15 protein-coding genes are annotated in these 13,687 nt (G+C 59.0%); 9 read left to right on the top strand and 6 right to left on the bottom strand.

The features are described from left to right. The first annotated feature begins 21 nt into the window (after positions 1 to 21). The gene (locus tag DTQ13_RS02480; RefSeq protein ID WP_103765243.1) at positions 22 to 732 is read left to right on the top strand and encodes a MucR family transcriptional regulator; all 711 of its coding nucleotides are present in this window, start codon (positions 22 to 24) and stop codon (positions 730 to 732) included. A gap of 82 nt (positions 733 to 814) precedes the next feature. On the opposite strand, the gene DTQ13_RS02475 is transcribed toward DTQ13_RS02480, so the two are convergent. The 5 genes from DTQ13_RS02475 to fliE form a co-directional block, all read right to left on the bottom strand. Continuing rightward, positions 815 to 2,572 carry a flagellar hook-basal body complex protein gene (locus DTQ13_RS02475; protein WP_043558197.1) on the bottom strand — a complete coding sequence of 586 codons (1,758 nt, stop codon included), beginning with the start codon at positions 2,570 to 2,572 and terminating at the stop codon, positions 815 to 817. A gap of 113 nt (positions 2,573 to 2,685) precedes the next feature. Further along, positions 2,686 to 3,792, bottom strand: coding sequence for a flagellar biosynthesis protein FlhB (locus tag DTQ13_RS02470; RefSeq protein WP_081562778.1), 1,107 nt, complete (start codon positions 3,790 to 3,792; stop codon positions 2,686 to 2,688). A gap of 6 nt (positions 3,793 to 3,798) precedes the next feature. Then, positions 3,799 to 4,644, bottom strand: coding sequence for a flagellar biosynthetic protein FliR (locus tag DTQ13_RS02465; RefSeq protein ID WP_248461030.1), 846 nt, complete (start codon positions 4,642 to 4,644; stop codon positions 3,799 to 3,801). Then, on the bottom strand, positions 4,645 to 4,920 hold the full coding sequence (locus DTQ13_RS02460; protein WP_043558202.1) for an EscS/YscS/HrcS family type III secretion system export apparatus protein: 276 nt from the start codon (positions 4,918 to 4,920) through the stop codon (positions 4,645 to 4,647). Positions 4,921 to 4,949: 29 nt separating this feature from the next. After that, positions 4,950 to 5,306 carry a flagellar hook-basal body complex protein FliE gene (gene fliE, locus DTQ13_RS02455; protein ID WP_043558205.1) on the bottom strand — a complete coding sequence of 119 codons (357 nt, stop codon included), beginning with the start codon at positions 5,304 to 5,306 and terminating at the stop codon, positions 4,950 to 4,952. Between the two features lie 214 nt (positions 5,307 to 5,520). Between fliE and DTQ13_RS02450 the strand changes: the two genes are divergently transcribed. The 5 genes from DTQ13_RS02450 to DTQ13_RS02430 all read left to right on the top strand — a co-directional run bounded on the left by DTQ13_RS02450 (position 5,521) and on the right by DTQ13_RS02430 (position 10,338). Next, positions 5,521 to 5,763 (top strand): hypothetical protein, encoded by a 243-nt coding sequence (locus DTQ13_RS02450; RefSeq protein WP_081562777.1) that lies wholly within the window; start codon positions 5,521 to 5,523, stop codon positions 5,761 to 5,763. Positions 5,764 to 5,889: 126 nt separating this feature from the next. Continuing rightward, the gene (locus tag DTQ13_RS02445; RefSeq protein ID WP_248461029.1) at positions 5,890 to 8,643 is read left to right on the top strand and encodes a hypothetical protein; all 2,754 of its coding nucleotides are present in this window, start codon (positions 5,890 to 5,892) and stop codon (positions 8,641 to 8,643) included. Between the two features lie 25 nt (positions 8,644 to 8,668). Further along, the gene (locus DTQ13_RS02440; protein ID WP_043558209.1) at positions 8,669 to 9,064 is read left to right on the top strand and encodes a flagellar basal body protein; all 396 of its coding nucleotides are present in this window, start codon (positions 8,669 to 8,671) and stop codon (positions 9,062 to 9,064) included. 33 nt (positions 9,065 to 9,097) lie between these two features. After that, positions 9,098 to 9,508, top strand: a complete 411-nt coding sequence (flgC, locus tag DTQ13_RS02435; protein ID WP_043558212.1) for a flagellar basal body rod protein FlgC — start codon at positions 9,098 to 9,100, stop codon at positions 9,506 to 9,508. Between the two features lie 32 nt (positions 9,509 to 9,540). Beyond that, positions 9,541 to 10,338 carry a MotE family protein gene (locus DTQ13_RS02430; protein WP_081562775.1) on the top strand — a complete coding sequence of 266 codons (798 nt, stop codon included), beginning with the start codon at positions 9,541 to 9,543 and terminating at the stop codon, positions 10,336 to 10,338. A 44-nt stretch (positions 10,339 to 10,382) separates the two neighbouring features. On the opposite strand, the gene DTQ13_RS02425 is transcribed toward DTQ13_RS02430, so the two are convergent. Then, the gene (locus DTQ13_RS02425; RefSeq protein ID WP_248461028.1) at positions 10,383 to 11,036 is read right to left on the bottom strand and encodes a hypothetical protein; all 654 of its coding nucleotides are present in this window, start codon (positions 11,034 to 11,036) and stop codon (positions 10,383 to 10,385) included. Positions 11,037 to 11,475: 439 nt separating this feature from the next. On the opposite strand from DTQ13_RS02425, the gene DTQ13_RS02420 reads away from it, so the two are divergent. The 3 genes from DTQ13_RS02420 to DTQ13_RS02410 are packed head-to-tail and all read left to right on the top strand — an operon-like array spanning position 11,476 to position 13,677. Beyond that, complete coding sequence (locus tag DTQ13_RS02420; protein WP_043558218.1) at positions 11,476 to 13,002, top strand: methyl-accepting chemotaxis protein; 1,527 nt, start codon at positions 11,476 to 11,478, stop codon at positions 13,000 to 13,002. Continuing rightward, positions 13,002 to 13,304, top strand: a complete 303-nt coding sequence (locus tag DTQ13_RS02415) for a hypothetical protein (RefSeq protein WP_086431288.1) — start codon at positions 13,002 to 13,004, stop codon at positions 13,302 to 13,304. The genes DTQ13_RS02420 and DTQ13_RS02415 overlap by 1 nt, the downstream gene beginning before the upstream one ends. Beyond that, entirely contained in the window at positions 13,294 to 13,677 is a 384-nt protein-coding gene (locus tag DTQ13_RS02410) for a response regulator (RefSeq protein ID WP_043558224.1), read from the top strand. Before DTQ13_RS02415 ends, DTQ13_RS02410 begins: the two co-directional genes overlap by 11 nt. Positions 13,678 to 13,687 lie beyond the last annotated feature (10 nt).

Below are 13,687 nucleotides of genomic sequence, written 5' to 3'. Positions count from 1 at the left end.
GGCCGGAGAAGGGAGTGGGATATGACATCACAACCAGCCAGTACGTTTATTGAAAAAGGGATTGGGCGCCTGCTGTCACGGTTTCAGCAGGAGTTTTCTCCTTCCCAGACATTAAGCGATATTGTTGGGCAGGCAGAGCGTCTGCGTGGGATGACAGAAACCTTGCTGGAACTGTCCCACCATTATCCGGACCGGGCGGGTGCCGTGCTGCATGTCCTTTCTGGCCTTGCAGATGTCGGTATCATCCATGACATGGCCAGTGCCGCAGATGAGATTGCCATCATTGCCCGCAAGATGGAGGCAGGGCTGGCGTCGGAGAAGCGGGAAGGCAGCCATTCTTTTGCCGGTTTTTCCGCTCTGGCTGCACAGCATGAAGGCCACGGTGTGAACGGGTTTGGCGGTCATTTCGTGCAGGGCATGTCCCCGGAAGTGAAAGAAAAGCCCGGCCAGTGGATCGCAAGCCGTGATGAACCTTACTGTGCCCCGGAAGAATCCATTTTCAGTGACGAGATCATCTGTCTGCATTGTGGTGGGGCCTTCAGCATGCTGAAGCGCCATATCGAGCGGCAGCATCGCCAGAGTCCGGATGGCTATCGTGTCTATTGGGGGCTGTCCCCGGATTATCCCATGGCCTGTGAGAGCTATTCGGCCATGAAGAAGCTGGAGGCCTCCAGGACCGGTCTTGGCCATTATGACCGCAAGAAGAAAGGCCGCTCCCGCATCAAGGCATGAGGATGCCACGCCAGGGCCATGCAGAAAGGGCGCAGGGGGATGACCCTTCTGCGCCCTTTTCCTGTGTGAAGTCTTGCAGATGTTACTGCTTCATGGCGATGGTCTGCTGGAGCAGATTGTCTGCCGTCGTGACGGTTTTTGTATTGGCACTGTAGGCTTCCTGCGCCACGATGAGGGCAGAAAGATCGCCTGTCAGGTTTGTTGTGGAGGATTCCACATACCCGACGGCGAGTGAGCCCGTTCCATTTTCGCCAACAAAACCGGTCTTGGGTGTGCCAGACCGTGCCGTGGCCAGATAGGCCTGACCATCGACGGCCTGAAGCCCGTTGACGTTGTTGAAATTCGTCAGAGCCACCTTGCCGATCAGCTGGCTGTAACCGTTGTCGAACTGCGCCATGACAGAACCATCGCTTTCAATCTCCGCACCCTTGTAGGTCCCGGAGGTGATGCTGTCGTTGCTCAGGGCACTGGTATCGGCTCCGGTGGAAGTGCCGGTTGTCAGAGAAGCGTTGGAAAGGTCCAGGCTGTAGCTGCTGCCATTGATGGTCAGATTTGCCGTGACCGGGCTGCCCTTGCTGACAGGCTGGCCATCAAAGCTCTGCATCGTGCCATCCTTGTTGAAGATGACGGAATGGGCTTTGTCCATCTGCACGGCAGAGGAGGCGGAGCCGTCATAGGGATTTACAGCCTGCACGGACCATGTGGGCGGGGAGGCGGCTGTCTGTGTCCATTTCACGGCAACAGGCGTGTTGGTGGCCGTGCCGTTCTTGTCCGTGCTGCTTACCGTCAGGGGGGAGCTCATGTAGCTCTGTCGGCTGTCGGTGGTGGTGCCGAGCGTGGTGGCCGGCATGGTGAGTTTCGTGCCGGAAAGGGTGAGGGGGTTGGCCTGGTTGGTTGCAGCCGAATTGTTGGATGTCACCATGGTCGTACCGCTGGTTCCGCCAATCGTGCCGAGAGAGAGCGTCATGGTCTGCTCTTCATTGTTGGCGTAATGGGCGGTGACGGGGATTTCCGCAGCGGATCCCGCCGTGGTGGAGCCAACGGCCTTGCCTGTCTGCATGTCGGTGATGGAGGCCAGGGAGCCGGAATGGTCGAAAGCGACCTGGTAGCTGTTCGGAGAGACGGTCCCGTTGCCATCAGCATCATAGGCAGAGACGGTCCAGATGAGCGGATTGGTGTCGCTCTCCTGCCACTGCACGGCGATCTTGTGTGGATTGGAGCTGGAGTCGTATGTCGTGGTGGGAGCGGTGGTATAGCTCTGCGGCGTGTAGTTTGTGGAATCGGCCGGCAGCTTCCCGACGGCCGCATTCAGTGTCATGGTTGTTGTGGCCGTGGGCTTGAAGCCGATGTTGCTGACATTGATGGGTGTGAGGGTATTGTTCAGCGTACCGGTGGAATCTGCCATGTAGCCATCAAGGTAATAGCCTGATGTGTTGACCAGATAGCCTTTCTTGTCCTGCTGGAAGTCGCCATTCCTCGTGTAGAATTTCTGTTCGGAGAAGTTGGTGACACCGGCATTGGCCGTCCCGGCGCCTGTCGGCTTGGAGGTGACGAACATCCCACTGCCGGAAATGTCCATGGCCAGACCATTGGTGCTGCTGGTGGCCGTGCCGGAATTGTCGACATGCTGGACAGTAATGGCCTGGACAGTGTTGGATTCCGCCTGCGAGGCGGAATTGCCGGTGATGTTGCCGGCCACGAAGTCGGCAAAGGATGTCGTGTCGGCCTTGTAGCCGACGGTCTGGCTGTTGGCGATGTTGTTGCTCAGGTTGGTAAAGGCGTCTGACTGGGCATTGATGCCGCTGACAGCCGTCGTAAGTGCATTGAACACACCGGACATGATTCTATCCTTGTCTGTGACCTGATGATTAAGGCTATTTGTAGGCAAACCCTAGAAAACGCTTTTTATAAAAGCAAATATAACCTGCTTATTTCATGAACAGGCTGTTAAAGTCAGGAAGGACCTGCTTCTGCAGGACGTGCTGCACGGGCACCAGGGGTTTTGAGCCGTACGACGTAGGCAATGATGGTGGCGACAGGTTTCCAGAATTCTTCGGGGATTTCACTGTCCAGCGGCAAGGCATGCAGGGCCCGTGCCAGTGGCGGGTTGGACATGACAGGAATCTTCGCCTCCCGGGCGATGTCACGGATGCGGAATGCCAGTTCGTCCGTTCCCTTGGCAACGATCTGCGGAGCCGTCCCGTCATGCTGGTCATAGCGTATGGCAACTGCATAATGGGTCGGGTTGACCACGATGACCGTGGCTTCCTGCACGGCTTTTTTCATGTGGCGGCGGGAGCGGCTCAGCCGGAGCTGCCGGAGGCGGGCTTTCATCTGCGGGTCACCCTCGCTCTGCTTCATCTCATCCTTGATGTCCTGAAGGCTCATCCGCAGTTTGGAAAAGCGGTGATAGCGGGACCAGACCTCATCCAGCCCGGTGATGATGCACTGTATGGCCAGCACCATGAAACCTGCGTAGATGAACCATGACTTCATGGCGTTGACGAGCTGCCAGGTTGTCCATCGTTCTGTCTGTGGGGCCAGAGACACGGTCTGAAGGGCAACCTTGTAGAGAATCAGGCTGAATACGGTGATCTTGGCAATGGTCTTGAGCAGCTCGATCAGATTATTGAGGCCGACAATCCGCTTGATGCCTTTCAGGGGAGAAAGACGGCTGATATCCGGCTTCAGGGCGGCGGGGCGGAAGAGGAACCCTGTCTGGAGCACGCCGCCCATCAGGATGGCGCAGGCCCCTGTGCCCATGAGCGGGGCGATGAGGTGCAGGCCCGCCATGATGGCGTGGAGGGTGAAACCATACAGGGCAGCCGGGTCGTTGGGGACAAGGCCGAAATTGAGAAGAAGGCCGTTCATCTCATGCATGAACTGGCGTGCCGAGGCCGGAATGCTCAGGGCGAATACGAGGAGAAACGTCCCCAGGGCCACAAGGATCAGCAGTTCCTTGGACTGGGCAACATTGCCTTCCTCACGGGCTTTCTGGAGGCGCTTTTCTGTTGGGGCTTGTGACTTTTCACCACCGCCACTGCCATTCTCTTCCGCCATGGGAGGTCAGACCGGAGGACTGGCGGGAGCGATGAGACCTGGCAGGGTGGAGAGGTGGAGCTGCATCTTTTCGGCCCATGTGCCTGTCAGAATCTGGATCAGCAGGGCCAGGAGCAGGATGCCTCCCAGAATCTGGGCCGGAATGGCCAGGGAATAGACCTGTATGGAGGGCATGAGGCGGTTCAGCACGCCCAGCATGGCTGGCCAGAGGGTGCCCAACAGCAGATAGGGGGCTGCCAGCTGCATGGCAATGAGAAAGCTGGTGCTGACAGCCCGTGTCATGTCGGTGGCCATGTCTCCGACGATCATGGCTGTGACATGCCCCGCCGGGAAAAGCGTGTAGGAACCGGACAGCGCCAGCAGGGGCAGGGCGTACAGACCGGTGGAAAAGAGAATGATGGGCGCCAGAGCGCTTGTCATGTGGCTGACGGCTGTGCTGGAGGCCCCAAGCTGGCTGTCTGTCTGGATGACACTGGCCATGCCAGTGAAGACGGCAATGATCTGCCCGGCGATGGCCAGCGACATGGTCAGCAGCCGGGCCAGCATCCCGAGGAAGAAGCCACAGAGGAGCTCCCCGGCAATCAGTCGGAGAGCCATGGCGGGCATCCGCAGGGCCTCCCCTGACACGGCTACCAGGCGCTGCTGGAGGACGGGCAGAAGCGCCAGCGTGATTACCAGGCAGAGGCCGGCCCGTACCCGTGCTGGTGCTCCGCTTTCACCCAGCCCTGGTGCCAGCATGACAACCGCACTGACACGGCAGAGAATGATGGCAAATATGCCCGTCAGTACGGCCAGCGATCCGTGAGGGGTAGCGAGGTCAGGCGAGCCGAAAAAGTCGGAGAGGGACAGCATTCACACTCCCCCGGCCTTGATGAGCTGGTCGAAGATCATTTCCGCATAGGCATGGATGGTGGCATGCATGAAGGAAGCTGTCAGGATCAGCGTGGCCATGGCGGCGATGAATTTCGGCACGAAGGACAGCGTGGCCTCACTGACCTGTGTCATGGCCTGGAACAGTGAAACACAGAGCCCGGCCAGGAGGGACGCCAGAAGAGAAGGAGCTCCCAGCTTGACAGCAACCAGCAGTGTCTGACGCAGGATCTCCTGAACATCAACAGCGTGACCCATGGGTGTCCTCCTGTTTCCTGCCGTGCCGGTCAGACGGACATCCGCATGACATCCTGATAGGCGCTGACAAAGCGGTCCCGCAGGGTGGTGACCGTCTGGAGTGTCAGTTTGGCTTCTTCGACAGAGGCGACGACATCGGACATGTTGCCTTTGCCGGAAAGTGCCTGGGCGGTCTGGCTCTCGGCGACCTTGCCTGTGTTGATGGCACCCCGGATGGCGTTGTCCAGCACGTGGCTGAAGCTGGAAACGGCATCGGTGCTTTCTGTTTCGTCGGCAGGGCCTGCGCTGGCGGGGCTGCTGGTCTGGCTGAGCTGCTGTGCCCGGCCATAGGCCTGCCCGGCATCGAAGCTCTGTGCTGCGGAACTGGCAATGCTGGATAGGGACATGGGCTGGTTATGGCCTCCTTTCCGTCATGGGTATGATGGTGGCCTGTTTGTAATAGCCATTTCGGCATAACGCCATGTTTTTTCTTTTAACAGAAGGTTTATGTAAGGTTATTTTCATATATACGTCTGCAAATGGCTTTGTTTTTCCTTCTGTATTCGGTATCAGAAGGGCCATCTGAGTGTTGCAGAATGAAATATCAGGGAGAAAAGAATCATGTCAGACGCATCAGTGGCTTCCGAAATCGCTTCAGCCATGCGGGTCAAGACAGCCCAGCAGGCCAATGAGATGCGTAAAGCTGCCATGTCGGAGAAGGCAGGCCGTGTGCAGGTTTCTTCCCAGCGCAGCAATGGGGCGGAGGCCTCCATGCAGTTCGATGCTACGGGTCAGGTCGTGCCCAGTGCCAAAGGAGTCCGTAAAAACTCTGCCACGGCCAGCTTCGTCAATCTTCTGGCCTGATGGCCGGTCATGTCATGCGGGGCGGTCTCCGCTCTGCGTGAAAATAGGGGATGCGGGAACGGATCAAGGAGCATGAAGGGGTGCAGCACCATGCTATGCGCTGTTCATAAGGCTGTCTCTAAAGCCATGGCAGGCGATGGAATCTGGCGCAGGGCCGGCTGTGGTGTTGCCGGTCTCATCATGCTGGGTGGGCCTGTGGTGGGCAGCCAGATGTGGCTGTCGGGTACGGCGCTGGCTGCGCAGGGGCCCGCCAGGACGTCTTCACCCTTCATGGATGAGGCCTCGGCTGGAGCTGGTCCGTCACACTCTCAGCCAGCATCGGAGCACAGGCAGTCCCAGGCGAATCCCCATCATGGCCATCCCCGTCCCGTTTCTCCGCATCATCAGGTGCGGGGGCGCCCTGCCGTGCCGCCGCCCCTGCAGGTGCAGGACCATGTGAAAGCAGGCGATCCGCTTTTGCAGGGGGTTCCTGCGGGGTGGGGGGCGCATGTGCTTGGTGTTGGTGCTGCCCAGGGTGGGGCGCCCCCGCAGAAAACACCTCCAGAGGCGCCTTCAGCTGATCACAGGGCGGAGCACAGGGATCAGTCCCTTCATCAATTTTTACAGGCGGAGGGGCGTGAGGCAGATGCTGCAAAACCGGGGCTGGCTGTGCCTTTCCAGCCAGCGGGAAACGAACCGGCTGTATCTGCGCCGTCCCGCAACAGGATTCTGATTCCCGTGCCCGGGCAGATGGGCATTGCGGCTTATCAGAGTGGAGACCGCTTCATCATTCTGGTGGATGCCCGTCAGCCCATGGATGTCTCTGCCCTGCGTGGGGATGGCATGTTCAGCCGCCTGGGTGTGACAACCCTGCCTGACCTGACAATGATCAGCCTGCCAGTGCCTGATACGCGCCAGCTTTACCTTTCCCAGCAGAGTGATGGATGGGTGCTAGGGGATCAGCCACCGCCGGGCATGGATTATACGGACAGGCCGGAGATCACGCCCCGGTTACGGGGGGATGGCCTCCTGTTCCCCATGCGGCGGCCGGGACGTGTCTTTTCCATCAAGGACCCGGCATCAGGCACGTCTCTGGTCGTGGGGACCACGACACTGGATGATGGCGGCCTGCTCTCCCTGCGCAAGGGCAGGGATTATGATGTCTGGCCTTCCATGGAAGGCGTGGTGATTGCCCAGCATGAGCCGCCGCAGGTGGTCATGCGGGCCATCATGCAGGGAGACCTGCTCCAGCGGGCTGATGACCGCCCTCTGGCTGATATGGACCGGGCCGTTTACGCCAGTGATGTGGACCTGAACTGGCTTGGCCTGAAACATCTTGCCGCTCCACAGGCGCAGGAGCGTTATCGTCAGGCTCTTGTGGCGGCAGCGGATTCATCTCCTGGTGAACGTTTTGGTAAACGGCTGGACGCAGCCCGGGCTGCTCTGGGTGTTGGTGCCTTCCCCGATGCACGGGCCATCATGGATGTCGCTCTGGAAGATGACCCGGAAGAAGCTTTCCGGCCGGATGTAAGATTTTTTCTGGCGGCGACTGACCTGCTTGCAGGCCGGATGAAAGGTGCGGCCCAGCTGATGCAGGAATGGCCGGAGCAGGCCATGCGGGCCACAAAACTGTGGCAGGGCCTGTATGAGGCCGCCGCCGGGGGGAATGACGCCGAGGCGGCCCGGCTGCTGGCCCGGGACATGCCACGTCTGCTGAATTATCCGGAGCCGTTGCGGGCGTCTCTGCTGCCCATGGCGGCGGAACTCATTGCCCGTCGTGGCACGCCAGCGGACCGCAAGGCGCTGGATTCCCTGCCAGAGGGCAGTGAATTCCGTTTCATTCAGGCCGTGCGTGCTCTGCGGGATGGGGATGAGAAGAAGGCCACCAGCCTGCTGGAGGCCCTCTCTGTGGATCATGACCCTGTCATTGCCGAGAAGGCGATGGAAGAGGGTGTGGCCCTGAGCCTGCGGGACGGGCACCTCCCGGCAGAAAAAGCGGCCCGGCAATATGCGTCGCTTTTGCCAGATGCCCGGCTGTCTGGTCGTGATGGGATTGTCAACATGCTGCGGGCTGGGGCCGATATACGGGCCCATCAGTGGGAAGCTGCTCTTCAGGCGCTGGATCAGGCCCGTCAGGCAGCACCGCCTCATGATGAAGCAAGGATGCAGGCCCTGCTGTCCGCAGCGCTGTCGGGCGTTGTTCAGGGGCTGCCCGGGCCTGATGGTGGTGGGTCGCAGAATGAGGCCACCCTGCTGCATGAAGCCGCCCTGCTGAAGGCGCACATGCAGGATCTCCCGGCCAGCGCAAAGAAGGGCAACCTGCTGTTGGCCTATGGGCGGCTGCTTGGCCGACTGGGGCTGGAGGAACAGGCCGGGAATGCCATGAACACGGCCATTCCCATGATGACAGACCCGCAGGACCGGGCTGCTGCCGGGGATGCCTTGGCCGAGAATGAGATCAGACGGGGGCAGCTGGACAAGGCCTCGGCCACATTGGCGGATACGGGTGGGGCGTCCCTGCCCCCACAGGAAACGGCACGCCGGACCCGTCTCATGGCCAGCATGGCGGCTGCCTCGGGCAAGCCGGAGGTCGCCCTGTATCTTCTGGGAGCGGATCAGGACCCGCAGGCAGCGGACATACGGGCCCATATCCATGAGAATCGGGAAGAATGGTCTCCTGCCGTGGCGGATCTGCGCAGCATGGTGATGCAGCTTCTGCCACCGCAGGGAGACATGACGGTGTCCCAGCAGCTTCTTGCCTTGCGGCTGGCATCGGATGCTTCCCGGGCCGGAGATGCAGGTGCGCTGGAGTGGATACGCAATCGTGTGGGGGATCGGCCTTTTGAGGGTGATGCCGGACGGATGTTCCGTCTTCTTGTATCGGCCCAGCAGGCACAGTGAGCGCATGAGGAAGGAGTGACGTGGGATGAGTGTGACACATACGGGCGGGACGGACCTTCTGAACCTGGCCGAGCGGCGGATGAGCTGGCTCCAGAATCGTGAATCCGTGCTGGCGGGCAACGTCGCCAATGCCAACACGCCTCATTACAGCCCGAAGGATGTTTCGCCGTTTCAGGGTGTTCTGGAGACTGCCCATGCCGTGGCGCTGACGCGTACACAGCCGGGGCACATGCTGGGGCCTGCGGGGGAAACACATGCCCGCAGGCAGGGCGGTCGGGCCTCGCTGGATGGCAACCGTGTGGTGCTGGAGGACGAGCTGGGGAAAATCGCCCAGACGAGTGATCAGCAGCGTTTCGCCACTACCGTATATGGCCGGTACATGGGGCTTTACGGCATGGCCCTTGGCGGTAGTGGCCAGTAAGTCGTGGTGCGGTAAAGGAGAGAGGAGGAGAGGATGGATTTTTCCGACACGATTGGTGTTTCAGCGGCCGGGATGAGAGCACAGACAGCCCGCCTGCGGGTTGCTGCCGAGAATCTTGCCAATGCGGAGACGACGGGCGCATCGCCCGGGGCTGACCCGTATCGCCGCAAGACAGTGACATTCCGGGAAGCACTGGACCGTGCGAGTGGTGTTTCCAGTGTGTCGATCCGTTCTGTCGGGGAGGATCAGTCCGACTTCCAGATGCGGTATGACCCGGCCCATCCGGCGGCCAATGAACAGGGCTATGTGAAGATGCCAAATGTCAGCTCCATCGTGGAGATCATGGACAGTCACGATGCCCAGCACTCTTACGAGGCCAATCTCAATACGATGCAGGTGACCCGGTCCATGCTGGCACGGGCCATCAATCTGATGAAGGATTGAGGAAGAACGCCATGAGAGGGAATGTCAGATCCATGAGAAAAAAGGGATTCTCCCTGAGCAGGATCACCAATCTTGCCTCCTGCCTGATGACGGTGCTGCTGGCGTTGAATCTTCATTCCCTTGCGGCACAGATCAGCAGTTCTTCTGCCCAGACCGAGACAGCTCATGGAAAGTCGGGGGAGGCCGCCCCGCAGGGCAAGGCCGCAAAGGCGGTGCCTGCACCGCCGCCTGCGGGTGTGAAAGCGCCAGAGACAGTGCGGCCCAGCAGGCAGCGCCTGTTTCTGAACCACCTCCAGGGCTGGACGCCAGCCAATGGTCTTGCGGATGATGATCCTGCCACCGGGCAGGTTGATGAGGAACAGCCTGATTCCCGTGTCCGTCTGGCTGAACGGGGGCTGAATGACGACCTTGCCTCGCATCGGCAGGCCATGCAGGGAGAGGCGGAACGTTTCCAGCACCAGCAGAAGGCTCTCGAGCAGGAGCAGAAGGAGCTGGACGAAAAATTACAGGCACTGGGCCGGAATGCTTCCGAACTTTCTGCCCAGCAGGAGCAGCGCCGGCAGGATGTCGAGCAGAGCATTGCTCGGCTGGCCCATATCTATGAGCAGATGCCTCCACGTGATGCGGCGGCCATGTTCAATATTCTGGATATGCGGGTGCTGGTCCCTGTGGCCCAGCACATGATTCCCCGCCGGATTTCGGATGTTATTGGCAACATGCAGCCCGACCGTGCCAACATTCTTTCCCAGTATCTGGCGGGCATCCGCAAGCTCAGTCCCGATACGATCAACCGTATGAACAGTCCGATCGATTCCAACATCGCACCGTGAGGTTCGCTCCCTCCGTGATCATTGGGAGGGAGCTGTGATGTGTCTTACTGGCCCTGCATGCAGCCATCGGGTGCTGTGCCGGGGGGGAGAGGCTGTTTGAGGAAGGAGGCCAGAGCTACCGTGCTGTTGCAGTATCCGCCCATGGGCAGGGTAGCGATTTCCTCGAAGTAGTTATTTCCCGGCGTGGCCCCGTCTGTGTCATGGGGAGCCAGCCTGAAGAGGCTGACATGGGCTGTTGTTTCCGTTTTTGCGTAGGTTGAATCCCCCAGAGGCCGTTCCATACGGATCATGAACAGGTTCCATCGTCCCTGGGCGCTCTGCACTGTGTAGAAACCAACGGTGGTCAGGGCATCTTCACCGTCATGTGGTGCATCTCTCAGGCTGTACTCCTTTCCCTGCGTGTCCCGGAAAGGCACGGCACAGAGAAGGGCTGCTTCGCGGGGACAGGGTTCAAAGGCGAGATATTCGTTCCATGACCACGCATTGGCATTGTCGTGATAGAGCTTGAGAAGTTTCAGGACTTCCCCTTTCTGGATGGGAACCTGCGCTTCCGTGTCCAGCTTGATGGGAATGACCCGGACCGTATCACGGACATCCTGAATTGTGGACCCTGCACGGCCTGCGCCGGGCTGGAGCAGCAGCGCAAGGGCCAGAATGGTGCAGAGGGGTTTGGGGAGGCACTTTTTCTGTTTTTTCATGCTGGTCTCAAAAGATGGATTGGTGAAAGGCTGATCCCATATCGTAAAATTCTGGACAACATCAGGTCATAAAGCAGTTGTGATGGTGTTCTGCAGAAAATACGTCCGCACGATTTTACAGTTCCTCGGGGAGGTGTGCCAATTCAGCAATCTGAAGCTGTGGGATCATGACCGGAGTCATGTGATCTTACAGCTGTCGATAGTAAATAAAATACATATTTATCCTTAAAACAGGTTAAGTTTTGATAGTTTATTCATTGTTTTCAAAAAAATGTCTTTTATTCCGTTAAAAATTTCATCATGTTTTGGGCATAATCAAGTCTAAACCATGCATTTGTATGGTCTTTTTTAGAATTCATGTCTTGAGTCTCTGTCATCAGCCAAGCCTTTGGTCATGTTGACGGAAGGAATGAAATTTCTAGAGGGATGGGACGTTTTCATGTTCAACTGGTTGTATAAGTCAGCCCCGTTCCGCGTGCAGGTACGGGTGGCAATGCTGGCCATCGAGCTCTATCTCGCCGTGCAGCTTCTCGTGGAGGGTGTCGGTTATGTTCAGAGTGGCATCTTCAGCCGTGTTTCCATCATCAATATGGCAACACTTCTCTTTGGGATGGTGCTTGTCTGGACCGTATGGTTTTTCCTTACCAAGGCCCTGACCGAACCCATTGAAAAGCTGACGGCAATGGGTATGGGCCTGAGCCGTGGTGAAAGTCCTGATCTCAGCCTGTATGAGAACAGGACAAACTGTGTTGGACGCGTTGGCCGGATGCTGGCCTCTTTCGCCCTGAGCCTCCAGGAGCAGAAGGCAGCAGAAAAGGCGCACAGCGAGGCTGTGAACAAGGCGCTGGAAACGACGGAAAAGCTCAAGGAGCGTGAGGCCCGCACACATGCCGTCGTGGAAGAGCTGAACCGTGTCATGCAGCTTCTGGCACAGGGCAATCTGTCCATCCGCATTACCAGTGCCCTGTTTGATGGTGAATTCGGTCCCGTGCGGGAGGCTTTCAATGAATCCCTGACAGGCCTTGGCGGCGCTTTGTCCGTCGTGGCGGAAAGCTCCAACATGATCGCCAACGGGGCCAGTGAAATCTCCACGGCATCAGATGATCTGGCAAAGCGTACGGAGCGTCAGGCCGCAAGCCTTGGCCAGGTAACGGCTTCTGTCAAATCGATCGCTTCCGGCTTCAAGGTCACGGCCAGCAACTGTTCCCATGCCAGCAGCGAGACCAAGGCAACGCTGGAAAAGGTCAAGACGGCCTCTAACGGGATGGAACAGACCAGCGTGGCGATGAACTCCATCAAGACCTCGTCTGATGATATCGTGCAGATCACACGCTCTGTCAGTGACATTGCGTTCAAGACCAACGTGCTGGCACTCAATGCCAGTGTGGAGGCGGCCCGTGCCGGTGAAGCCGGACGTGGTTTTGCCGTGGTCGCCAAGGAGGTCCAGTCCCTGGCAGAGCAGTCCGCCAAGGCGGCTGACATGATCCGTGACGTGCTGGAAACCGCCACAGCCCATGTGCAGGAGGGTGTCCGCCTTGTGGCCCGGACCAGCGGTCTGCTCAAGGATGTGGAAGAAGGGACGGAAGCCCTGGCGGATCGGGTGGAGGTTGTCTCCAAGGCGACTGAGGAACAGGCCCGCAGCCTGGCAGAAGTCTCCGATGCTGTGAGCAGCATGGATGGCATGACCCAGCAGAATGCGGCGATGGTCGAAGAATCCACGGCAGCCAGCCATAACCTGACCACTCAGACCGTCAAGCTGCGTCAGACACTGGCAACTTTCACCATTGGTTCCAGCCAGAGCCTGAAGCTTTCTCATGAGCGTCCGGCCCTTCCCAATGAGACAGCTGCCCAGACACAGCCGAAGAGCAGCACGCCAATGCTGAGCAGCCAGCGTGGTGAGATCCAGCAGGATGGCAAGATATTGCCGACCCACTCTGATGATGAAGCAGGCTGGGATCATTTCTGATGGCGGCGGCAGTACAGGAGGGAATCCCCCTCATTTCTCTGCCGCAGCGTCTGGATACCGGTGCGGCGGCAGGGCTGAAGGCTCTTCTGCTGGAGGAGATCGGAGCGGCAGACGGGACGACGCCACTGCTGGATGCTTCCGGGGTCGATTATGTCGGGGGGCTGTGCCTTCAGCTCCTTCTGGCCAGCGGGCTGAAAGTTGGCCCGTGTTCTGACAAGGCAGCGGAAGCCTTCACGCTGTTTGGTGTCCAGCAGCAGCTTCTGGAATCGATGGATGAGAAGGAGAGCCGCCATGACGGATGAACCGAAGGTGAGAGTCCTGACGGTTGATGACTCCCGCACCATGCAGGGTGTCCTGCGCAAGGCCCTCAGTGAGGCCGGTTATGATGTCATCCAGGGGGGTGATGGTGTTGAAGGGCTGGAGGTGCTGCAGCAGGCGGACCCCATGCCGCAGGCCATCATCACGGACATCAACATGCCCCGGATGGACGGTTTCCAGTTCATCGAGGCGGTGCGGAAACTGGAGGCTTTCTCCAGTATTCCCATCATCTGCCTGACGACCGAAACGGATGAGGAGAAGAAGAACCGGGCCAGATCCCTCGGGGCTACGGGGTGGATAGCCAAGCCCTTCAATGCCGAGAAGCTCGTATGGGCCATCCGGCGAGTTACAGCGTAAGGGAGCGTGG

Origin of the sequence: Parasaccharibacter sp. TMW 2.1888, assembly GCF_023167265.1 — a bacterium.
GTDB classification, from domain to species: domain Bacteria; phylum Pseudomonadota; class Alphaproteobacteria; order Acetobacterales; family Acetobacteraceae; genus Bombella; species Bombella apis.
This window is presented reverse-complemented; position numbering and strand designations above follow the sequence as displayed.

What these genes read in the sequence shown, in the direction of transcription:
- DTQ13_RS02430 (WP_081562775.1), top strand. Translation starts at nt 9,541, where the DNA reads ATGAGAAAAAAGGGATTCTCCCTGAGCAGGATCACCAATCTTGCCTCC.
- DTQ13_RS02460 (WP_043558202.1), bottom strand. Translation starts at nt 4,920, where the DNA reads ATGGGTCACGCTGTTGATGTTCAGGAGATCCTGCGTCAGACACTGCTG.
- DTQ13_RS02480 (WP_103765243.1), top strand. Translation starts at nt 22, where the DNA reads ATGACATCACAACCAGCCAGTACGTTTATTGAAAAAGGGATTGGGCGC.
- DTQ13_RS02410 (WP_043558224.1), top strand. Translation starts at nt 13,294, where the DNA reads ATGACGGATGAACCGAAGGTGAGAGTCCTGACGGTTGATGACTCCCGC.
- DTQ13_RS02425 (WP_248461028.1), bottom strand. Translation starts at nt 11,036, where the DNA reads ATGAAAAAACAGAAAAAGTGCCTCCCCAAACCCCTCTGCACCATTCTG.
- DTQ13_RS02445 (WP_248461029.1), top strand. Translation starts at nt 5,890, where the DNA reads ATGGCAGGCGATGGAATCTGGCGCAGGGCCGGCTGTGGTGTTGCCGGT.
- DTQ13_RS02440 (WP_043558209.1), top strand. Translation starts at nt 8,669, where the DNA reads ATGAGTGTGACACATACGGGCGGGACGGACCTTCTGAACCTGGCCGAG.
- DTQ13_RS02420 (WP_043558218.1), top strand. Translation starts at nt 11,476, where the DNA reads ATGTTCAACTGGTTGTATAAGTCAGCCCCGTTCCGCGTGCAGGTACGG.
- fliE (WP_043558205.1), bottom strand. Translation starts at nt 5,306, where the DNA reads ATGTCCCTATCCAGCATTGCCAGTTCCGCAGCACAGAGCTTCGATGCC.
- DTQ13_RS02465 (WP_248461030.1), bottom strand. Translation starts at nt 4,644, where the DNA reads ATGCTGTCCCTCTCCGACTTTTTCGGCTCGCCTGACCTCGCTACCCCT.
- DTQ13_RS02450 (WP_081562777.1), top strand. Translation starts at nt 5,521, where the DNA reads ATGTCAGACGCATCAGTGGCTTCCGAAATCGCTTCAGCCATGCGGGTC.
- DTQ13_RS02470 (WP_081562778.1), bottom strand. Translation starts at nt 3,792, where the DNA reads ATGGCGGAAGAGAATGGCAGTGGCGGTGGTGAAAAGTCACAAGCCCCA.
- DTQ13_RS02475 (WP_043558197.1), bottom strand. Translation starts at nt 2,572, where the DNA reads ATGTCCGGTGTGTTCAATGCACTTACGACGGCTGTCAGCGGCATCAAT.
- DTQ13_RS02415 (WP_086431288.1), top strand. Translation starts at nt 13,002, where the DNA reads ATGGCGGCGGCAGTACAGGAGGGAATCCCCCTCATTTCTCTGCCGCAG.
- flgC (WP_043558212.1), top strand. Translation starts at nt 9,098, where the DNA reads ATGGATTTTTCCGACACGATTGGTGTTTCAGCGGCCGGGATGAGAGCA.